Origin of the sequence: Thalassovita aquimarina (genome assembly GCF_018219815.1) — a bacterium.
Taxonomy (GTDB): domain Bacteria; phylum Pseudomonadota; class Alphaproteobacteria; order Rhodobacterales; family Rhodobacteraceae; genus Thalassobius; species Thalassobius aquimarinus.
This window is the reverse complement of the sequence record NZ_JADMKU010000003.1, coordinates 22,367-43,077: the sequence shown is the minus strand read 5'-3', so window position 1 is coordinate 43,077 and position 20,711 is coordinate 22,367. Positions and strand designations below refer to the sequence as shown.

The following is a 20,711-nucleotide window of genomic DNA, read 5'->3' as shown; positions in this document are numbered from 1 at the left end:
ATGCTGAATTCCCTGATCGTTATCTATGGTCTCGTCTTCGCTTCTGCGTTGCTTCTGGTCGAAGCGGCGTTTCAGGCCATACTCACGTCGCGCCGGGAAGCGAAGGACGTGCAGAACCGGCTGGAAGCACTGAAACTCAAGGTGGGCGGCGATGTCGCCTATTCGCAACTGCTGATGCGCCGCGGCGTGCGCGGCGACGGCAGCCGGCAAGACCTTGCCACGATGCTGTGGAATTTCTACGCCCAGTCGGGGCTGGAAACCAGCGTGTCGCGCCGCATCATCTATGCCGTTGTATTGTTCTTAATCGGCTTCGCACTGACCGATATTTTCCTCACCAACAGCCTGTTCGCCAAGATTGCAATAGGTGTCTTGCTGACGCTTCTGGTTGCGTTCGTCGTGGTCTATGTCGCGCGCGCCCGCCGGATCAGAAAATTCACCGCGCAACTGGCGCCCGCGCTCGATATCATCGTGCGCAGCCTGAGCGCCGGGCACCCGCTGACCGCTGCGATCGGGCTTGTGGCGCGGGAAATGCCCGATCCGATCGGGTCCGAGTTCGGCATCCTGGCGGATCAGATCACCTTCGGGTCGGAACTCGAAGACGCGATGTTGAACATGATCGTCCGCGTCGGATCGCCCGAACTGAACTTGCTGGCGGTGACGGTGAGCGTGCAGCGCGGCACCGGCGGCAACCTGTCCGAGATTCTGGAAAACCTCGCGCAGATGCTGCGCGACCGCCTGATGCTACGCGCCAAGATTCGCGCAATTTCGGCAGAAGGGCGCTTCACGGCCTGGTTCATGATGCTGTTCCCGTTCGGCCTGTTCGCAATGATCCGGTCGATGGTGCCGACCTATTTCGATCCGCTTTGGGAAAGCGGCTACGGGACCATGGTTTTCTCGATTTGTATCATTTTCATGATTTTCGGATTTTTCATCGTGCGCCGGCTGGTGAACTTTGATTTCTGACCCTGCAAGCAGGGAGAGGGAGACAGAAAAGTGAATGAGAATCTCATTCTTCTTGCGGTTTTCACCGCCGTGCTGCTGGCCGCTTTCAGCACCATTTCGGCACTTGTCCAGCGCCGGGACGTGCAGCGCAATATCGAGGGCACCAAAAGGCGTGAAGGCGCGGATAAAAACAACGAGCTTCTTGCCACCGGAAATGAAAAGCTGCGCTATTATCTGGACGTGGTCGCCAACGAAGGTCCGAACAGTGTCCGGATGCGGCTTGTTCGGGCGGGATTTTACGACAAATCGGCGCTGCTGCGGTTCAACCTGATCCGGTTCACATCTGTAGCGACGGTGTTCGCGGTGGTGCAGACGGGCCTGCCCCGGCTGGTCCCGTCGCTCAGCGGGAACCTGATACTGGTCCTGTCGCTGTGCCTGGCAGGGATTACTTTCATCGCCTGTTCCTTTGTTCTGGAGAAAATGGGCGACAAGCGCTTGCGGGAATATCGCAAGATTTTCCCCGATTTGCTGGACCTGCTTCTTGTCTGCGTGGATTCCGGGCTCAGCATTGATGCGGCGTTTGACCGGGTGACGCGCGAATTCCTCAACACGGTGCCGGATTTCGGGATGCAGTTGTCGATCGTAAACCTTGAAATCCGCGCCGGCCGTCCGATGCACGAGGCGCTTTACAACCTGTCGGAACGGATCGCCGTCGAAGAGGCGCGCAACCTCGCCGTTCTGTTCCGCCAGTCCGAGGAACTGGGGTCGAGCGTGGCGAAAACGCTGCGCACCTTTGCCAACGAAATGCGTCAGATGCGGATCATCCAGGCCGAGGAAAAAGCCAACACCTTGCCGGTCCGGATGTTGTTTCCGATGGCTTTTTTCATGTTCCCCGTCAGCCTGATCATCGTGCTGGTCCCGATCATGATTTCGCTGGTCAGCCTGCTGCAACAGATGGCACCCGGCTGATAGTCCTGGCACGAGGCGTTCGATGACCTCCGAGCGAAGAAAGCTTTTCGATACACCGGGCAGCTATCGTTTGGCATTTTCCGGGGCGCTGCTGTTCTACGCCTTGATCCAGTTGAAGGTCGCGCCGGAATATTTAAGCGCTTTCCGCCTGCCCGATATCGACGACGAAATGCGTCTGGTCATGGTGCGCGACCTGTTGGCCGGGCAGGGGTGGTCCGACATGGTTCAGTACCGTGCCTTGCCGCCGGACGGGTTGCCGATGCATTGGTCGCGGCTGGTGGATTTGCCGTTGGCGGCGCTGACGGTGTTGTTTTCCCGGTTCACCGATCAGATGACGGCGCTGCAGATCACCGCGGCGATCTGGCCCGTTGCCCTGTTCGTGCTTTACCTGTCGATCATCGGGCGCACGATGGTTTCGGCCATCGGCTATGCCCAGGCGAGTTTCTCGGTGATGGCGGCGGCTGCCACGCCGTCGGTTGCCAGCACGTTCTTCGCACTGGGCCGGGTGGATCACCACAATCTGCAGATCGTTTGCATGACGGCGGCGCTGGCTTTGATCCTGCGGTCGGGCAATCCTGTCCGTCGCGGGATGGCAGCGGGTCTGATCAGCGCGTTTTCGTTGGCGGTGGGGCTGGAAACGATCGTGTTCTTTGCGCTTCTGGGTGTCGTTCTGAGCCTGGCTTACGTTTTCGACAGGCCCGGTTCCGTCGAAAAATTGGGCGGCTATGGCTTTGCCCTGGGCCTGTTCGCGCCACTGTTCTTTGTTCTGCAGACCGCGCCGCAGGACTGGACCGTAGCGCGCTGCGATCAGCTTTCCCCGATCACTCTGGCCCTGACGACATTGGCGGCGGGATTTGCGCTGCTGTTAGCAAGGCTGCGCCACAGGGTCCGGTCCCGCACCATGCGCTTCGGTCTGGTCGCGGTGCTGGGGGCGGCGATGTTCGCGGTGCTCTGGCCCGGTCTTGCACCTTGTCGCGAAGGATCGTTTTCGACCCTGCCGCCCGAGGTGGCCGAAACGATCCGGGCCGGCATCAGTGAATCGTTGTCGCTCAGCAGGATGTTCGTTCTGTCCCCGCCCACGGCGATACAGGCGGTGCTTCCCTATCTCGTGCTGGCGGGCGCGCTGATCCTTTATCTTCTATCCGGGGCCAACCGGCGCCGTCTTGCCCTGACCCTTCTCGCCTTTGTTCTGCTCGCTGTTGCCGGGATGTTTTACCAGATCAGGACGATCCTTTGGGGGCATCCGGCGCTTCCGATGGGATTTGGCATCGTGATGGTGTGGATGCTTGCGGCCGACTGGAAAGGGGTCCGGTGGGGCAGGCCGTTGAGTGCGACAGCTGTTTTCGTGCTGGTGCTGTTTCCGTCGATCCCGGTGTGGGCGGGGTTTGAAACCTTTGCCCGTGGCGGCGCGCGGGGTGACGGCGGGCGCGCCGGGGTTGCACCGGTCAAACGAAGCTGCACCGATCCGAGCGAAATCGCCCGGCTCAACGGATTGCCGCCCTCGGGCATCCTGGCGCCGCTGGATTTCGGCACGAAACTGCTGCTCTACACCCATCATTCGGTTTTCGCGCTGCCCTATCATCGCCGACCCGAAGCCTATGTGAACGGGACGTTGGCGTTTTACGGGGATGAGGCCGGGTTGGCCGCGAAGATGGATGAAACCGGTGCCGATTATGTGATGGTTTGCGCGGGAATGACTTATGCCAGCGCGGATAGCATCGGATCGATGCTGGCCCGGGGGGAAAGGCCGGACGGGCTTGAAAGGATCATGGAGGCCGGGGATCTGACAGTGTTCAAACGGAAGGAAAACTAGCTGCGTTATGGGACTGCGGATGGCCCGCGGGATCGGTCCGGCCACGGCCATCTGTGTCGAAAGGAAAAACTACCCCGGGTCGGGCTAATCGGTTAGGCTGATTCCAGAACGTTGCATCCGTTCTGATTTCCAAGTCTTCGGGCCCGTTCGAGGCGCCTGCGACAGTAAAAAGAATATTGACCAAAAAAGGATGCCATCGACGTGATCTTGAAAATTTTCGGACAGGACAAGAGCCAGAAACCCACCGAAGCCCAAGATGCCCCGGCGACGCCAGAAACGGCCTCTCCGCCGCCGCAGCCGGATATGGTCGAGGAACCGGATGCCCCTGAACCACAGCCCGAAGAAGCCGAACCGATGGCAGAGGTGCAGCAAGACCCGCCGGAACCGGCGACCGACCCAAAGCCATTCCACCACAAGGAACATTACTTCGCCGCCCCGCCACCGCCGAGAACGATGGAGGAAACCGGTCTCAGCGACACTTTCCTGATCGGCCTGGTCAGCAAGGTCCTGCAGCAGGGCGGCACCATGACGCCGGCCGAAATTTCGGCTGTGATCAAGATTCCCAAGGTGATCTGCCGCCAGATCATCAAGGAAATGTCCCACCTGTTGCTGGTCGAGGCACAGGGGCTTGAAACGCAGGACATCAAGTCGGACATCCGCTATTCGCTGACCGACCGCGGTAAGAAATGGGCGATGGATGCGATGGCGGTATCGCAATATGTCGGCCCCGCCCCGGTCACGCTGAAGATGTTCGAAGAGCAGGTTCGCAAGCAATCCATCGATCATGAAAAGGTCCATCGCGCCGAACTCGACAAAGCGTTTTCGCACCTTGTGATCCCCGACATCCTGAAGGCGCAGCTGGGCCCGGCGGTGAATTCGGGCCGGTCGATGCTGATGTACGGGGAACCGGGCAACGGCAAGACGTCTCTGGCCGAAGCGATCGGCACATCCTTTGTCGATATCGTCAGCTTCCCCTACGCGATCCTGGTCGGCAACCAGTTGATCCGCTTCTACGACGAAACCCTGCACCAGCTGGCCGACATGCCCGAAGACGCGGACCCGATCGATCCGCGTTGGGTGGCCTGCCACCGGCCCGTGGTGATCGCGGGTGGGGAACTGACGCTGCCGATGCTGGATCTGGAATTCGAACACACCGCCCGGTATTACGAGGCGCCGATGCATCTCAAGGCGCTGGGCGGCATTTTCGTGCTGGATGATTTCGGCCGTCAGTTGGAACGGCCGCAGGCCTATCTCAACCGCTGGATCGTGCCGCTGGAAAAGGGCTACGATTTCCTGTCGCTGCACACCGGCAAGAAATTCATGGTGCCCTTCGATCAGCTTGTCGTGTTCTCGTCCAACTTCTTTCCAGAGGATCTTGGCGACGAAGCGTCGTTGCGCCGGATCTATTTCAAGATCCACGTTCCCTCGCCCACCCGCGAAGATTACCTGCAGATTTTCCGCGACGTCTGCAAAAATGCCGGGCTGGAATGGAAATCCGATGTAATGGACGGGTTCTTCGAACGAAAATACGTAAAGGAAAATTACGTTACATCCGGCGCTCATCCCGGATTCCTTGTCAGTCACATCCTTGCCGCTTGCCGGTATCTCGACCGGACGCCGGAACTGAGCGACGAACTGCTGGAACTCGCCTGGCGCAACGTCGCGGCCAGCAAGAAACAGCATTGAGGACCGGGGGCTTCGCTCGCAAAGACATCTGTCTGTTGCCGAATTTCGGTTTGAAGGTTTTGCACGGTGAGGACTGGAAAAGAGCATCATGACGGCACGTGAAGCGCAGGAACCTACGGCGCAGCGTGAAACCGTCAGGGCCATCTGGGACCGGTTGAGCGCCGAGGTTCTTGTCTTAAGCAGGGAAGGGATCGCGGGGATTGTCCTGCTTTTCGTTCTGCTGCTGGTGACGCGCCCGTATGTGGGAATCGTGAACGACGCGATGCTTTACGCGGTGCAGGGATTGCACAGGATCGATGGCAGGTTGTTGGGCGAGGACCTGTTTTTCCGCTTCGGCAATCAGGACAGCTTTTCACCGTTCACCCGAATCTATGCCCCCGTGATCGGGCTGATCGGGCTGGCAAAGGCACATGCGCTGTTCTGGGTTGCCGGACTGTTGGCGTGGCTCTGCGGGCTGATCGCGTTGATCCGTGCAATATTCGGCAAAACATACATGGGTTTTGCCGCCGCTGCCGCCGCCATCTTGCTGAATGGGTATTACGGAAACCTGGTGCTGAGCTACGGGGAAGGCTTCGTCACGCCCCGCCTGTTTGCCGAAAGCTTTGGAATGGCTGCGATCGCCGCGGTTGTGTACCGCCGCATGATGCAGGCCGGACTCCTGGCGGTCTTGGCAGCCATGACGCACCCGATCACCGGCGCCTATTTCATGGCGTTCTGTTTTTGGCTGGCGTTGAACGACTGGCGCAAATTCCTTTTGGTCGGGTCGTTCGGGGCGATTGCGGTTGCCACGATGGCCGGGTTCGGGGTGGAGCCGTTCGTTTGGATCGTCGATAAATACGATCCCTCATGGTTCAATCTGCTGCGCGAACGCGCTTCGATGATCTTTGTCCTCGAGTGGAGCTGGCTCAATCTGTTCTCGGGGATAATGCTGCCGCTCGTTTCCTTGATAATCGTGTCGACCCGGCGGAACGACCGGTTCGCCCGCATTGCTTTGCCGGCGGTTGGTATCCCTCTCGCTTTGCTGCTTTTATCGGTTTTCGCCGTCTACGTGATGCAGAACAAGTTCCTGAGCGCGATGCAGTTCTGGCGCGCCTTGCTTATCCTGCAACTGTTCGGGAACCTTTTTGCGCTGCAGGCGGTCATGGGGCTGGTCCCCGGTTTTGCGCGGACCCGTGCGCTGTTTGCCATTGCGATTTGTTACTGCGTGGCGGAACGGTTCACCGGTAATGTGACGGTGGGATCCGCGATCCTGTCTCTGGCGTCGCTCATCGCTTATGGGGTCGAGCGTGGCCGGAATGGCGACCGGCCCGGAATTGGGGTGCGTGTGTTGACTGACCTGATGGGTGTTCTGGCCGTCCTGATCACCTTGCCCTTTCTGGCCGGGGTGCCGGTGATGAGCTGGGACCCCGAGGCACAGGTGAAATTCATTCTGCGTGCCGGTCTTGTCGCCGTCGTCGTCTGGCAGCTGTTTCTGACCAGCCCCACCCGATCACCCGGGCGCGGACTGCTTGTCGGGGGCGTGTGCCTGGCGGTTGCCCTGGTCACGATCGATGACCGCACGCGGCATCAGAAATTCGCCGAAACGCCCGCGCCGCCGGAAACCGATTTCGTCGAACACCTTCGCGGCCGAACTGTCTATTGGGAGGGCAATCTTGCCCTACTTTGGTTCCAATACCAGCTGCCGAGTTATTACAGCTGCCGTCAGATGGGAGGTGTGGCGTTCTTCAGGGCGCAGGCTTTCGAATTCGAAAGGCGGGCGGCCGGACTGCGGGGGCTGAACACCGACGATTTCTCGGAAGATAGGGAATCGACCTGCCCGCAGAAGCAGGATCCGGGGCAGCGTGGTCCGGTGGAAACCTCTCAACTGCAAGCCGCCTGCGATGCGCTTCCCGACCTCGATCTGCTGATTCTCCGCTCGGGGCTGCCCGGAGGATTTGCCGGCACGGTGGAGCTTCCGGTCCCGGCCTACGCGCCGGTCAAAACGCGTGACGTCTTCAAGAAGCCGTCAATCGAAGCGGAAACGACTCTCTTCCATGTCTACGAATGTGCAGATTTCCGGTCATGACCGGTCCAGCGGGGGCGTGAATCGGGGTGTTGTGTGTGAAAGTTACAACTCTTGCGTCCGCGAAAGCCCCCCAAAGGCATAGTAACGCTAAATAATTGACCGATCCTGTAGTAGGCTGCGATAGACTTAGATGAAGAAATCGTGACACCGACGACGCGGTATATATTCGAGGCATGGTGGTTATGAAGCGACTGATCATTCTTGCATTTGCGTTCGCCCTTGTGGGCTGCGAAAATGTTGGCTTCGGCGAATTCTCGACTTTCTCGGAATCGCCGGGCTCCAATAAGGACACTTCGAACGTCAGTTTCTATCCTGACGATGAACTAATCGTGTCAGCCAAGGTGCAGTTCCGCGAAGGCAATTACGGCAAATCCTACACCATGTTCAAAAAGGCGCTGGATGTCGTGCCCGACGATCCGCAGGCCTGGCTTGGTTTCGCTGCCAGCGCCGACATGCTGCGCCGGTTCGACAAGGCGGATTATGCCTATCGCAAGATGCAGCCGGTGATCGGCAACCGGATCGAGTTCCTGAACAACTATGGCTATTCGATGCTGCTGCGGGGCGACCTGAAAGTGGCGCGGAAATATTTCCTGCTGGCCTATGAAAAGGACCCGTCGAATCCGGTGACGGCTAACAACCTTGAAATGCTGCGCAATTCTATCAATTTCCCCCGGCGCGCGCGTAAGGATCTCGGGGGTATCTGACCCCGGTGGCGGGCCTCATTTCCATTATCGCCCAAATCGCGGTTGTTTTGCTGATGATTTGGGTCGCTTGGCATGATGCCCGGCATTTCAAGATACGCAATACCGTCGTTCTGGCGCTGCTGGTGCTTTATCTGCCGGTGGAAGGGGTGCTGGGATTTCAGCACTTGCAGGGCGATCTGTTCGCCGGGGCACTGCTTTTCATGGTTGGCTTCATCATGTGGATGTTGCGGGCGCTCGGTGGCGGTGACGCGAAACTGATGTTGCCGCTGGGCATGCATCTGGGATTTGACGGGCTGATGCCCTTCGCGATGCTGCTGATGGTGATGTCGGTCCTTCTGTATCTGGGGATCGTTCTTTCCCGCGTCATGGGGGCCGAACGGGGCATCGGCGGCTGGATGGCGGGGATGAAAGAAACCGGCAAAGTGCCCTATGGCGTGCTTCTCGCCATCGCTTCGGTGCCCGTTCTGATTTTGAATATCTTCATGATTGCTTGAAAAAAAAAGGCGTCGGTGCGACAATTCCAGCGTTGAAGATTTGCAGTGCGCCCTGACGCGACCGCAGTCTTGAACCGCTCATGCTTGCCGAACGGCGGATGGAGGTTCCTATGAAATGCTTTCACGCGGCCGAAGACGGTTTCGTTCTTATCCTTTCTCTCTTGGTCTTGCCGGTATTCCTGGTGTTCGGATTGCTGCTGATCGATATCGGCCGGGGCAACAACGCCCAGGCGGATCTGCAGGCTGCCGCCGATTCCGTGGCCCTGGCCGGGGCGCGGGAACTGGATGGCGGGTCCGACGCGATCACGCGGGCCCAGAACGCGATGGCGCAGGTCACCAATTCGGTCAGCATGCTGGCGCATTCGGGCAGCGACGTTCATATCGGGCTGACCTACGAGAATGCTGCCGGGAACGCATTCTCGGTCGTTTTCCTGGATGACATCCCGGAAAACGATACCACGCCGATCGACGCGGCCTGGATATCCGGTCACGCGACCACCGCTGGGTCCGAGGCGGAATACGTCTATGTCCAGGCGCAGTCGCGCAACCTCGATACGGTCTTCTTCGTGGACATGCTCAACCCGACGCAGCTTTCGGTCCCGATCGGGGCGACGGCGGTTGCGACCTATATCGCGTCCATCTGCCGTATCCCGCCGCTCTATATCTGCAATCCGTTCGAATATGATTCGAGCGGCACCTATGTCGGCGATCAGTTGCAGGAAAACTTCAGGCGCGGCGATCTGCATGGCCGGCTGCTCAAGCTGCATCCGGCGGGCAATCAGACCGCCGCACCGGGCAACTTCGGTTTCCTGCAGGTGAACGGATCGTCCAGCGCCGACGCGATTCGCGATATCTTTGCAGGGGGGGACAGCAGGACCTGCTATGACGCGGATACGGTGACCACCAAACCCGGCGCGGCGACATCAATTCGCCAGGGGATCAACGCGCGCTTCGACATCTATGAGGGGCCGTATGGCCACTATAACCCCAGTTCCCCCAACGGTTTCCCGATGCCGCCGGCCATGAATGTGCGCAAGGGCTATGCGCCCGACTTGAACGGCGGTAGCGGCACTTACGACTACTGCGATATCACCGAAGGCGATGATCATTTCAACCCACCGACCGGTTTGAATGGCGTCGACGATGGCGTTTACAGTTTCGAAGACAATTCCACCATGGCGGCGCCGAACGAAGGTGTGCCGGGGGCGTTTATCGGCAGCGGCGATTGGGGGCTGCAACGTTATCTCGAGGAAATCTATCTCGACACCAATGGCGGTGAACTGTCCGCGACCGAGGTTGCGTCGGTCATGGCCAGCATCCCGAGCGCCTTCCCGACATTGCCCGCCGGAAGCCAGGGCGTGCCGGGGCCGTCCCGCTATGACACCTATCTTTACGAACAGGCTGCGGGCAGCGATCCGAGAAGCACCACTGGCATGCTGATCGATCTGCCTTCTCAAGCCGGGGAATTGGGCCGGGCCCAATGTATGGCGGGGTCGACTGCGTCCGAAATGGCGCCGGTTGCCTCGGATCCGGTCAATAACATCGACCGCAGGATCACCTATGCAGCGATTATCGACTGTGGCGAAGGGGCCGCCGAAGGCGGCGGCGTGAATACCTACAACGTCAACAGCTATGCCAGCATTTTCCTTGCCCGTCCGATGAAGCAGAACGGGTCGATCGATTCGACGATCGACGTGGAAATCATCGACATCACCGGCTGGGGCGGGAATGGCAGCCTCGAAGGTGTCATGCGTGAAGAGGCTGTCCTGGTACGATAGAAAACCGCGGGCGCGGTTGCTGTGTTTCAGCAGGCGCACGTGGCGCGTGGTGTCTTCACGGTATCGGGGCGGTTCGGATCAGAATGTCGGCGGGGTGTTCACCCACAGGATTCGCGTCGTCCCTTCATGGGTATTGCGGTAACTGTGCGGGAGTTCGGACGAAAAATAGAAAGAATCCCCCTCGGTCAGGGGAATGATTTCGCCGTTCACGCAAAGCTCGGCCGCGCCTTCCAGAACATAGCCGATTTCTTCGCCTTCGTGGCGGATATCGCCGCCGCTTTCGGCGCCGGGTTCCAGCGTGTGGATATTCGCATCCAGCCGGGTATCCGGATATGTCGGCGACAGCCGTTCGATGAAAATCGCAGGCTGATCGCTGCGCCGCCGCACCATGACCGAAGGGCGCTGGCCGCTGCGATACAGGCTGACCCCATCGCCGCCGTCTTCTGAAAACAGTCTGACGATCGAGGTGTTCAGCGCGCTGGTGATCTGATGCAGGGTCTTCAGTGAAGGCGACGCCTGATCGTTTTCGATCTTGGATAGCATCGACAACGAACATCCCGCCAATTCGGATACGTCTTTCAGCGTCAGGCCCTGTTTTTGCCTCTCGGCCCGCAACCGGGCCCCCAGATCGCGGATCGGTGACAGGTTCTCGGTGTCATTCGCCATCAGTTACTCCTGCTTGGCCGGTGTAATGCATGTAGCGGATTCCGGTCACTGATCCAACCAGGCGTGTAGATCGAGGTGTGATGCCGTCGGGCGAAAGGTCCGGGACCTGCGTGAAAGGCTGTTCGCCAAAGCGGGGCAAGTCCAACCGGGGCTGAATCCAGGGCGGTGTCGATGCCTTTGAGCGCAGTAGGTTAAAACCGGTAAGGTTTCGCAAACGATCGAGGCGCAGGGCAGAATCGTCGGGTGGATGCGCGGCGAAAAGGCCGGAGCAATCTGCCCCGACACCCGCGCTTCAGAGGGCTGAAAATCGCCCAATCCGCAGCAATAACGATTTCGAGAAGTTTTGGTGCCCAGGAGAGGCTTTGAAAACCGATATCTAGTCGTCCCGGAAAATGTCAGCCCGTACGCGGTTGGCCAATTTTCCTAGGCTCTGGGCTCATAACCAGAACATGACGGTTGCGGCGAGAGCGACGGCCGAGAGGAAGACCTCCGGGTATCTGTCATAGCGCGTCGCGACACGGCGCCAGTCCTTCAGCCTGCCGAACATGATCTCGATACGATTGCGGCGATTGTAGCGGCGCTTGTCATATTTGACGGGCGTCTTGCGCGCTTTGCGGCCCGGGATGCAGGGCTTTATCCCTTTGTCTTCAAGGGCGTCGCGGAACCAGTCCGCGTCATAGCCACGATCTCCCAGCAGCCACTCGGCCTTCGGCAAGCCGCCCAGCAGCGCCGCTGCGCCGGTGTAATCGCTGACCTGGCCGGCGGTCATGAAGAACCGCAATGGACGGCCGTTGGTGTCGGTAACGGCATGCAGTTTGGTGTTCATGCCGCCCTTGGTCCGCCCGATCAGCCGCCCACGCCCCCCCTTTTTACCCCGCAGGCTGGAGGCTGTGCGGTGGGCTTTGAGATAGGTCGCGTCGATCATGATGGTCTTCTGGTTTGCCGCCTCGGAGGCCAGCCCCTCGAAGATCCGGGCGAACACGCCCATCTCGCTCCAGCGCTTACAGCGATTGTAGAGCGTCTTCGCTGGGCCATATTCCATCGGTGCATCGCACCAGCGCAAGCCATTGCGATTGATAAAGATAATGCCACTCAGCTCGCGCCGGTCATCGACACGCGGCTTGCCATGGCTTTTCGGAAAATAGGGCCTAAGCCACGCCATCTGCTCGTCGGTCAGCTAGAAAAGATTGCTCATGATGCCACCATTTTACGGCACGTGAATCACGCAACCAAGCGGTCCACAAGCCGATTAATGGGTCCAGAGCCTAGCTATACGGAAAACGGCATGGCCCGCGCTCTCTCAGAAACGGCTGGCGACCAGAAAAATCCCTTCACATTCGATGAACAAGCCGGCGGGGCAAAACGGCCAGCCTAGTACGAGATTCTCGCAGGGGGGTACCTGAAAGCCCATGGGGTCTTAGTAGGCCGATGAAAAATGATAAGATTTGGAGAAAAAAAGGTGAGCAAATCGCGAAAGCAAGGTGAGCAGAGCGAGGCGCTCCTGGAAGAGCTCTGCCGCAATGCAGACGCAGATTTTCGGAGCTGTCCGATTGAGGATGTTACCGGGCGCAAGCACGCCGGAATCTGCCTTGGCTGCCAGTCTGGCGGTTGTGAGAATCTTCGCGCCTTGGGGCTCGACGAAACAGGGAATCCGTTGCCAGTCGCAAACCGCCCGCGATGTGGCGCGAAGAACCGCAAGGGTTCGAGTTGCAAGCTGCCGGTGGAAGCTGGCAAGCGTCGTTGCCGGTTCCAAGGTGGGGCATCTACTGGGCCGAAGACCCTCGAGGGCCGCGAACGGATAGCTGAAGCCCAGCGCAAGCGGTGGGCGCGTCGTCGGTGATGTGAGGTAGCAACGGCACCAAAGCGGCTATAGGACGGTTGCTGTCTATGCGCGTGGTGAGATGCAAGGTCTTGGTAAATCGGAGCTCTACGATTGCGATCGCTCGTATGAGCCTATCCTCCAGAAGATTCTGGGCGAGTATTGTCACTAAGAATGTAGGCTGACGGAGTTATGAGAAATTGTCATTGATCAATCCGCATACGGCATTGGCAGTTTCGCAGTGAATGGTTTTCGCTGAACACAAGAGCTCCGCCCTTAGGGCGGCTTTGGTATACAGGAGTCCAACCGGAAATGCGGGCAGGCCCCAAAACAACAGGATGAACCGAAATGTTTGACCTTCTCCTAAAGGGCGGCCGGGTGATCGATCCGTCGCAAAATATGGATGGCGAGTTCGATGTGGCCTTTGCCGATGGCAGGGTGGCTGGGGTCGAGGCCGGGATCGATCCGTCGCAGGCCCGCGAGGTGCGTGATGTGGCGGGCAAGATTGTCAGCCCCGGCCTGATCGACCTTCACACCCATGTCTATTGGGGAGGTACCTCGCTGGGGGTGGATGCGGAGACGATCGCTCGGCGCAGCGGCACCACAACCTTCGTTGATGCTGGTAGCGCGGGTGCTGGTAATCTGGCGGGCTTCCGCAAGCACGTGATCGAGCTCGCAGACCCGCGCATCCTTGCCTACATGAACATCTCCTTCCCCGGGATTTTCGCTTTTTCTAAGACTGTGATGGTCGGCGAATGCGAAGACCTGCGGCTGCTCGACGCACGCGAATGCCTGCGCGTGGCTCGCGAGAACCAGGATATCATCGTAGGCATGAAGGCCCGCGTAGGGGCCAAGGCCGGGGGCAATTCAGGGCTGGCGCCGCTGGCGTTGGCAATCGAAGTTGCTGACGAACTGGGCTTGCCGGTGATGGCGCATATCGACAATCCGCCGCCAACCCGCGAGGAGGTGCTAGGCATCCTGCGCCCCGGCGATATTCTAACTCATTGCTTCCGGCCGTTCCCGAACGCGCCGATCCATGGCGATTGTTCGATCCGGCAGGAGATCCTTGAGGCGCGCGAGCGTGGCATCATATTCGACATTGGTCACGGGTATGGCGGCTTCGGCTTCCGCTCGGGGCGGGCAATGCTTGCCGAGGGGATCAGGCCCGACGTACTTAGCAGCGACGTGCACGTGATCTGCGTCGACGGGCCGGCCTATGACGTACTGGCGGTGATGTCGAAATTCATGGCACTTGGGATGAGCCTGACCGAGGTGATCGCGGCGACGACGCAGAACCCCGCGCGCGCGCTTCGGCGAGACGATATCGGTACGTTGAAGGTTGGCGCAGCAGGTGACGCCACGATCCTGACCGAGACCAGCGGCAGCATCACCCATACCGATGCGGTGGGCGAGACCATCACCGCCGATAGCTACCTAGAACACCGTGGTATTGTCATCGGTGGCCAGTGGTGGCAGGACGCCCCGGAAAAGTGATCTTGCGCTGAGAAGCGTCGCGACGGTCCCGGCCCACCGGCCGGGGCTTTCCGTTTCAGGCGTTGTGGCAGGCCACCTTGCGGCCACCTTCGAGTTCACGCAGTAGCGGTCGTTCGACCCGGCACAGATCGGTTGCAATGGGGCAGCGATCGTGGAAGGGACAGCCCTGAAGCTGCGTGAACCGGCTAGGCGGCTCCCCCTTTTCGATGCCGCCAGATATGCGCTTGGTTGCGTCGAGCCGCGGGACCGAAGCGATCAGGAGCTGGGTGTAGGGGTGGCGCGGATCTGCGAACAGGCCGTCACCATCGGCCATCTCCACCAGGTTTCCCATATACATTACCGCCACCCGGTCGCTGATCTGCGCGACCACACCGAGGTCGTGGGAGATGAACAGCATGGTCAGGCCCATCTCCTCCTTCAGGTCAGTTAGAAGGTTCAGCACCTGCGCCTGCACCGACACGTCCAGCGCTGAAACGGGTTCGTCCGCGATGATCAGCTCGGGTGTGGGTAGCAGGGCACGGGCAATGCCCACGCGCTGGCGCTGGCCGCCGCTCAGTTGGTGCGGGAAGCGTTCCGCGAAGGACGGGTTGAGCCCGACCTGGGTTAGGGTTTGCGCCACCAGATCGGCGCGTTCCTGACGATTTTTGAAGACGCCGTGGATATCGCCGGTCTCGGCCACAGAGTCGCCGATGGAGCGACGCGGGTTGAGCGAGGCGTAGGGGTCCTGGAACACCATTCTTACCTTGAGCCGCATATCTCGCATCCGGCGGCGATTCTCGGTGAAGATGTCGGACCCGTTGAGCAACGCTTCGCCGCTATCGGCACCGGTCAGCCGGATGATGGTGCGCCCGATCGTGGTTTTGCCACAACCGGTCTCGCCGACGATACCCAGCACTTCGCCCCGGCGCACATCGAACGAGACGTCATTGACCGCCTTGATCTCGTAACTCTTACCGGCGCGACGGGCAGTGAAGGTTTTGCGCAAGTTGTGCAGCTCTAGGATGGTTTCATGCTTGGTCATAACGCCTCCTGGGACAGCGGGAAATGGCAATGGGCGGCGTGGTTCGCTCCCGCGGCGACAGCCGGTACGGCGCCCGCGCGGCAGACGGGCTGCGCATGGTCACAACGAGGGGCGAATTTGCAGCCCTGTGGAACCTCTCCCGGCTTCGGGGCCTGCCCGGGGATGGTCCGGAACCGGCGATGTCCAGCGGCGGGATCGGGTACGCAACCCATCAATCCGCCCGTGTAGGGGTGCAAAGGATTGTGGAACAGTTCGCCCACAGGGCCGGTTTCAGCGATTCTTCCGCCATACATCACCGTCACCCGGTCGGCGAGTTCCGACACGACGCCGAGGTCATGGGTGATAAACAGCACGCCCATGTCGAAGGCGTCGCAAAGCTCGCGGATCAAGCTGAGCACCTGCATCTGCACGGTCACATCGAGAGCGGTGGTCGGTTCGTCCGCGATCAGGATTTGTGGACGGCAGGCCAGTGCAATCGCGATCATCACCCGCTGGCGCATACCGCCTGACAATTCGTGTGGGTAGGCATTGAGCTGCAGTTGCGCGTCGGGAATGCGCACCATCTCCAGCAGTTCGCGGGCGCGTTTGCGGGCGATCTCACCAGTGGAGCCGTCATGCACGCGCACGGCCTCTTCGATTTGCTCGCCGATGCGCAGCACAGGGTTGAGTGAGGTCATCGGCTCCTGGAAGATCATCGAGACGCCGCCATGACCGCGCTCGACGCGCAGATGCGGTGGTTCCTCGGTGATGTCGGCACCGTCGAGCTCGATTGCTCCTGAGCGTACCCATAGCTGCGGATGCGGCAGCAATCCCATCACCGCGAGCGAGGTGATGCTCTTGCCGCTGCCGGATTCGCCCACCAATCCCAGAACTTCGCCGCGATTGATTTCGAAAGACACGTCCGAGACAATGTCCAGCTTAGTCGAGGGGTGGCCGGCGGCCACCACCAGGTTTTTGACCGTAAGCACGGATTATCTCCTCTGTTTGTTGCCGAGCATCTCGCGGAACCGCGGGTCCAACTGGTCGCGCAGCACGTCGCCCACTAAGTTCAGCGAGAACGCGGTCAGCACGATCATGAGACCGGGATAGAACAGCAGCCACGGCGCACGGGTAATGTAGATGCGGGATTCTGCCAGCATGTTGCCCCAACTGGGAATCTCGGGCGGGGCGCCGAGACCAAGGAAATCCAGCGAGGCCGCGCCGAGCTGAGCGAAAGCGAAAACGAAGCTTGCCTGTACGAGCAGCGGCGAGATCATGTTTGGCAGGATATGCCTGCGGATCATCCATAAGGTGCTGGCGCCCATCGAGCGGGCGGCCTCGACGTAAGTCTCTTCTCGCAGGCGCAAGGTGACGCCATAGGTGATCCGCGCCGTGGTGGTCAGGTAGATCACCCCGATGGCGAGGATGGCGTTTGCCACGCTTTGGCCGAGGATCACGATCAGACCCAGCGCCAGCAGCAGCGAAGGGAAGGCCATCATCACGTCGACCATCCGCATCAGCACGCGGCCTATGCGAGGGAAGAGAGCCGAGATGATGCCGATCGGCACGCCAGTCGCTAGCGCAAAGCTGACCACGCCCACTCCGATCAGCAGTGCTAGGCGCGAGCCATGTAGAACCCGGCTGAACGTGTCGCGGCCGAAATGGTCGGTGCCGAACCAGTGGCCCCAGCTCGGTGGGCTCAGGCGATTGACCGGCTCGATATCTTCGGGCGCGTAGGGGGCGATCAGATTGGCCCCTAGAGCGAAGACGAGGATCGTCACGAGGTAGACCAGCCCCAGCAGCGCGATCGGGCGCGCGGTAAAGACCGACAGGAATGAACGGAGTTTCGTAGTCATTCGAGGTCCACCCTGGGGTCGAGGAAACGATAGGAGATGTCCACCAGTAGGTTGATCACAAGGTAGAGGCAGACGATGACGAGGATGACGCCCTGGATCACCGGATAGTCGCGGCGCAGGATCGACTGCACCACCATCCGGCCGATACCGGGCAGGGCGAAGACGGTTTCGGTGACAACGGCCTCGGAGATCAGCGCGGCGAATGTGAAGCCGAAGGCCGACACCACCGCCAAGAGCGCATTGCGCAGGATGTGACGGAGGACGACGCGGTAGGGGCGAATTCCCTTGGAACGCGCGGTGCGCACGTAATCCTCTTTCGCGACGTCGAGCATGCTGGCCCGCGTCAGCCGCAGGATCAGCGCCGCGTTGGGCGCGGCGAGCGTCAGGCTGGGCAGCAGCAGGTAGCGCAGGTTCGACAGTTCACCATCCTCAAAGATCGAGGGGTAGCCGGAGCTGGGCAGCCAGCCGAGATTGGCGGCGAAGATCAGGATCAGGTAGAGGCCCACCCAGAATGTCGGGATCGAGGCCAGCAGCATGGCGATGCCCGAGAGCCCCTGATCGACCCAGGTTCCCTGGCGGATCGCCGCCAGCACGCCCACCGGCACGCCCAGGGCCACGATCCAGACCATGGTGACGCAGGCCAGAAGCAGGCTGGTCTCGGCGCCGTCTCGGATGATCAGCGTCACCGGTTCCTGAAAGAAGATCGAGGTGCCGAGGTCGCCCCGCAGCACGTTGCCGGCCCAGTAGAAATACTGAACGTAGAGAGGTTGGTCGAAACCCATGCGAATGCGTAGCGCTTCGACCTGTTCGGGCGTGGCTTCGTCCCCGAGCATGACGTAGATCGGGTCGCCCGGAATAAGATGGATAAAAATGAAGATGACAATCGACGCGGCCACCAAAGTGGCGATGGCCGCGCCGGTCCTCTTCAGGACATAAGCAAGCATTACAGCTTGGTCCTTTCGTTAGAGATCACTTGGAGATGCCCCAGAAATGCGGCCAGATCAGTGTGGTCGCGCCCAAACCCTTCAGAGACGGAGAAGCGATGTTGTACGAATATACGTCGCCGACCTTGATGGTGGGGACCTGCTCATACATCAGCGCTTGAAGCTCCGACCAGGCCTCGCGGCGGACATCCAGATCCGAGGTGCCGGTGAACTTAGCCTTCAGCGCCGCCTTTTCGGGGGTCACCCACCAGCCGGGGTAGCTGTCGTTCAGCGCGGTCAGTAGGATCGGGTCGGGGATGTTGCCATGATGGGTCACGAACATGTCCCACTGATCGGGCTGGGCGCGCTTTTTCAGCAGCGTGGCCCAGTCGACCACTACCATCTGAACGTTGATGCCCGCATCGGCCAGTTGACGGGTGAACACAGTCGCTTGGTCGTAATGGGTCTTGTAGTTGGTCGACACCAGTAACTTGATCGGCGTGCCGTCATAGCCGGCGGCCTCGGCCATCGCCTTGGCCTTTTCCGGATCGCCGACCGAGTAGGCCTCGGTCCCTGCTTCGGTGTACCAGATATTGCCTTCGGGGTAGAACGAGCCATTGGCCTTCCACAGCGCCTCTTCGCCGACCGAGACGCGTAGCGCCTCTTCCTTGTTAAGCGCGGTATGGATGGCGCGGCGCAGTTCGAAGTTGTCGGCCAGCGGGCCTTCCTTGGAGTTCATGAACATCAGGCCGAAGATCGGTGCGCCGCTGAGGTGGATCTTGACCGAGGCATCATCCTTGAGCACGCCATAGAGGTCGCCCGAGATGAACTCGGCATAGTCGTAGTCGCCTGCCTGTACGCCGCTGACGCGGGTGCCAACGTCAGGGACGGGGATAAAGCGGATCGCATCGACCTCGGCCGTTCGGGCGCCGGCATAGCCGTCGGCGGGGGCGTCCACTCCTACATAGTCGTCGAATTTCACCAGCTCGACATGGCGGTTGCCGCGCCATTCCTTGAACATGAACGGGCCGGTGCCGACATAGTTCTCGGGCTTGATCGGGTCACCGCCGGCGGCGGTCACGATCTCGGACGGGTAGATCACCGGGCCGCCGTTCGGGAAGGCCAGCATGGATTTCCACGCGCCGTTCGGTTCGGACAGTTTCAGGGTGACCTCGTAGGGGCCGGTGGCCTCCACAGATGTGGCATTTGCCATCAGCAGCTTGCCGCGCGCGCCATATTCGCCCCAGCGTTGCAGTGAGGCGACAACATCCTCGGCGGTCAATTCCTTGCCGTTGTGGAATTTCACGCCCTGGCGCAGTGTCATCACGATGGTGCGGCCGTCATCCGCCAGCATCTCACCGCTGGCCAGAAGCGGTTGCGGCTCATAAGTGGAATCGAAGGCGTAGAGCGTTTCGAACATATGCTGGCCGATGGTCGCGGCGATGGTCGCTGTGCCCATGTGCACGTCGAGACTGGGCGGCTCGCCGATGGTGGCGTAGCGCAGGGTCTCGGCGCTGGCGCCGGTGATCGGGGCCAAACCTGCCAGCAGCGCGAGGGCCGCGCCGCTCAGCAGGTTTCTTAGTGAGTTTCGCATGGTAGACTGCCTTTCCGGATTGAGGTGGAGGATGCTGCTCGTTCTTGATGCCTCGGGAGAGGCGGGGCCCTGCTTGTCACCAGCAGGTGTAGCCGCCATCGATGACTAGTGAGGCGCCGGTCATGTAATTTGCGCTGTCGCTGGCCAGGTAGACGGCAAGCGGGCCGATATCCTCGGGATCGCCTAAGCGACCCTGCGGGATGTTGTCGAGGATGCCCTCAATGACCTCAGGGTGTTTCTGCGACCAGATTTTGTTGGGCTCAGTCAGGAAGATACCGGGGCAGATCGCGTTGACGGTGATGCCATGCGGCGCCCAATCCACGGCTAGGCTGCGGGTTAGTTGCAGCACGCCCGCCTTGGCGGTCTCGTAATGCCGGCCTGCAATGCCGCGCCCTGCGACCAGGGCGTTGATCGAGGCAATATTGATAATCCGCCCGCCGCTGCCGCGTTTGATCATCGCGCCGCCGATCGCCTTACAGCACAGGAAAGTGGCGGTCAGGTTCAGGTCCATCAACTCATGCCACTGCTCCAGCGGCATTTCTTCGGTGGGTATGTTCACGCGACGACCGCCGACATTGTTGATCAGAATGTCGAATGGGCCGATTTCGGCAAGCGCTTTGGTGCAGGCGGCCTCGCATGCGGTTGGATCGCCGATGTCGGCCTCGATGGTCCAGGCCGAGCGGCCGAGCGCGCGAATATCCTCGGCCGTCTGTTGCAGACTGTCGGAGGGGCGCGCGGCAAGTGCCACGTCGGCTCCGGCCGAGGCGATGGCCAGCGCCATTTCGCGCCCCAATCCCCGGCTGCCGCCGGTTATGAATAATTTTTTCCCGTCGAGACGGAAAAAATCGGGAAAACCCATTGAAGCCCCCGTTGTGTTGGACTAGTAGTCACGCCGGACAAGAAGGATC

General features: G+C 60.3%; 18 protein-coding genes. 10 read left to right on the top strand and 8 right to left on the bottom strand.

Annotated elements, in window-relative coordinates; translation table 11 throughout:
• The 8 genes from IT775_RS04385 to IT775_RS04350 all read left to right on the top strand — a co-directional run bounded on the left by IT775_RS04385 (position 1) and on the right by IT775_RS04350 (position 10,451).
• A complete protein-coding gene (locus tag IT775_RS04385; RefSeq protein WP_212699877.1) occupies positions 1-963 on the top strand; it encodes a type II secretion system F family protein in 963 nt (320 codons plus the stop codon).
• A gap of 30 nt (positions 964-993) precedes the next feature.
• Positions 994-1,911 (top strand): type II secretion system F family protein, encoded by a 918-nt coding sequence (locus tag IT775_RS21555; RefSeq protein WP_212699876.1) that lies wholly within the window; start codon positions 994-996, stop codon positions 1,909-1,911.
• Positions 1,912-1,933: 22 nt separating this feature from the next.
• Positions 1,934-3,724 carry a hypothetical protein gene (locus IT775_RS04375; RefSeq protein ID WP_212699875.1) on the top strand — a complete coding sequence of 597 codons (1,791 nt, stop codon included), beginning with the start codon at positions 1,934-1,936 and terminating at the stop codon, positions 3,722-3,724.
• 201 nt (positions 3,725-3,925) lie between these two features.
• A complete protein-coding gene (locus tag IT775_RS04370) occupies positions 3,926-5,410 on the top strand; it encodes an ATP-binding protein (protein ID WP_212699874.1) in 1,485 nt (494 codons plus the stop codon).
• Positions 5,411-5,498: 88 nt separating this feature from the next.
• Complete coding sequence (locus IT775_RS04365; protein ID WP_212699873.1) at positions 5,499-7,475, top strand: hypothetical protein; 1,977 nt, start codon at positions 5,499-5,501, stop codon at positions 7,473-7,475.
• Between the two features lie 182 nt (positions 7,476-7,657).
• Positions 7,658-8,179, top strand: coding sequence for a tetratricopeptide repeat protein (locus tag IT775_RS04360; RefSeq protein ID WP_212699872.1), 522 nt, complete (start codon positions 7,658-7,660; stop codon positions 8,177-8,179).
• Between the two features lie 5 nt (positions 8,180-8,184).
• Positions 8,185-8,673, top strand: coding sequence for a prepilin peptidase (locus IT775_RS04355; RefSeq protein ID WP_343231107.1), 489 nt, complete (start codon positions 8,185-8,187; stop codon positions 8,671-8,673).
• 110 nt (positions 8,674-8,783) lie between these two features.
• Positions 8,784-10,451, top strand: a complete 1,668-nt coding sequence (locus IT775_RS04350) for a pilus assembly protein TadG-related protein (protein ID WP_212699870.1) — start codon at positions 8,784-8,786, stop codon at positions 10,449-10,451.
• Positions 10,452-10,529: 78 nt separating this feature from the next.
• On the opposite strand, the gene IT775_RS04345 is transcribed toward IT775_RS04350, so the two are convergent.
• Positions 10,530-11,117, bottom strand: coding sequence for a cupin domain-containing protein (locus IT775_RS04345; protein WP_212699869.1), 588 nt, complete (start codon positions 11,115-11,117; stop codon positions 10,530-10,532).
• A 436-nt stretch (positions 11,118-11,553) separates the two neighbouring features.
• Positions 11,554-12,294 (bottom strand): IS5 family transposase, encoded by a 741-nt coding sequence (locus tag IT775_RS04340; protein ID WP_281414340.1) that lies wholly within the window; start codon positions 12,292-12,294, stop codon positions 11,554-11,556.
• 258 nt (positions 12,295-12,552) lie between these two features.
• On the opposite strand from IT775_RS04340, the gene IT775_RS21415 reads away from it, so the two are divergent.
• Both IT775_RS21415 and IT775_RS04335 read left to right on the top strand, forming a co-directional pair.
• On the top strand, positions 12,553-12,957 hold the full coding sequence (locus IT775_RS21415; protein WP_281414335.1) for an HGGxSTG domain-containing protein: 405 nt from the start codon (positions 12,553-12,555) through the stop codon (positions 12,955-12,957).
• Positions 12,958-13,284: 327 nt separating this feature from the next.
• Positions 13,285-14,430 (top strand): amidohydrolase/deacetylase family metallohydrolase, encoded by a 1,146-nt coding sequence (locus IT775_RS04335; RefSeq protein WP_212699868.1) that lies wholly within the window; start codon positions 13,285-13,287, stop codon positions 14,428-14,430.
• 55 nt (positions 14,431-14,485) lie between these two features.
• Here IT775_RS04335 and IT775_RS04330 read toward each other — a convergent pair whose 3' ends face one another.
• From IT775_RS04330 to IT775_RS04305, 6 genes are all read right to left on the bottom strand, one after another.
• The gene (locus IT775_RS04330; protein ID WP_212699867.1) at positions 14,486-15,451 is read right to left on the bottom strand and encodes an ABC transporter ATP-binding protein; all 966 of its coding nucleotides are present in this window, start codon (positions 15,449-15,451) and stop codon (positions 14,486-14,488) included.
• Positions 15,448-16,419 (bottom strand): ABC transporter ATP-binding protein, encoded by a 972-nt coding sequence (locus tag IT775_RS04325; RefSeq protein ID WP_212699866.1) that lies wholly within the window; start codon positions 16,417-16,419, stop codon positions 15,448-15,450. The genes IT775_RS04330 and IT775_RS04325 overlap by 4 nt, the downstream gene beginning before the upstream one ends.
• Positions 16,420-16,422: 3 nt before the next feature.
• Complete coding sequence (locus IT775_RS04320) at positions 16,423-17,286, bottom strand: ABC transporter permease (RefSeq protein WP_212699865.1); 864 nt, start codon at positions 17,284-17,286, stop codon at positions 16,423-16,425.
• Positions 17,283-18,230, bottom strand: coding sequence for an ABC transporter permease (locus tag IT775_RS04315; RefSeq protein WP_212699864.1), 948 nt, complete (start codon positions 18,228-18,230; stop codon positions 17,283-17,285). Before IT775_RS04315 ends, IT775_RS04320 begins: the two co-directional genes overlap by 4 nt.
• A gap of 25 nt (positions 18,231-18,255) precedes the next feature.
• Entirely contained in the window at positions 18,256-19,803 is a 1,548-nt protein-coding gene (locus IT775_RS04310; RefSeq protein ID WP_212699863.1) for an ABC transporter substrate-binding protein, read from the bottom strand.
• A gap of 76 nt (positions 19,804-19,879) precedes the next feature.
• Entirely contained in the window at positions 19,880-20,662 is a 783-nt protein-coding gene (locus IT775_RS04305) for an SDR family NAD(P)-dependent oxidoreductase (RefSeq protein ID WP_212699862.1), read from the bottom strand.
• Between the last annotated feature and the right edge of the window lie 49 nt (positions 20,663-20,711).

Bases quoted from the DNA above. Each gene is read 5' to 3' on its own strand.
- IT775_RS04315 (WP_212699864.1), bottom strand. From the start codon at position 18,230: ATGCTTGCTTATGTCCTGAAGAGGACCGGCGCGGCCATCGCCACTTTG.
- IT775_RS04335 (WP_212699868.1), top strand. From the start codon at position 13,285: ATGTTTGACCTTCTCCTAAAGGGCGGCCGGGTGATCGATCCGTCGCAA.
- IT775_RS04365 (WP_212699873.1), top strand. From the start codon at position 5,499: ATGACGGCACGTGAAGCGCAGGAACCTACGGCGCAGCGTGAAACCGTC.
- IT775_RS04320 (WP_212699865.1), bottom strand. From the start codon at position 17,286: ATGACTACGAAACTCCGTTCATTCCTGTCGGTCTTTACCGCGCGCCCG.
- IT775_RS04305 (WP_212699862.1), bottom strand. From the start codon at position 20,662: ATGGGTTTTCCCGATTTTTTCCGTCTCGACGGGAAAAAATTATTCATA.
- IT775_RS04375 (WP_212699875.1), top strand. From the start codon at position 1,934: ATGACCTCCGAGCGAAGAAAGCTTTTCGATACACCGGGCAGCTATCGT.
- IT775_RS04385 (WP_212699877.1), top strand. From the start codon at position 1: ATGCTGAATTCCCTGATCGTTATCTATGGTCTCGTCTTCGCTTCTGCG.
- IT775_RS04360 (WP_212699872.1), top strand. From the start codon at position 7,658: ATGAAGCGACTGATCATTCTTGCATTTGCGTTCGCCCTTGTGGGCTGC.
- IT775_RS04310 (WP_212699863.1), bottom strand. From the start codon at position 19,803: ATGCGAAACTCACTAAGAAACCTGCTGAGCGGCGCGGCCCTCGCGCTG.
- IT775_RS04350 (WP_212699870.1), top strand. From the start codon at position 8,784: ATGAAATGCTTTCACGCGGCCGAAGACGGTTTCGTTCTTATCCTTTCT.
- IT775_RS04330 (WP_212699867.1), bottom strand. From the start codon at position 15,451: ATGACCAAGCATGAAACCATCCTAGAGCTGCACAACTTGCGCAAAACC.
- IT775_RS21415 (WP_281414335.1), top strand. From the start codon at position 12,553: ATGATAAGATTTGGAGAAAAAAAGGTGAGCAAATCGCGAAAGCAAGGT.
- IT775_RS04345 (WP_212699869.1), bottom strand. From the start codon at position 11,117: ATGGCGAATGACACCGAGAACCTGTCACCGATCCGCGATCTGGGGGCC.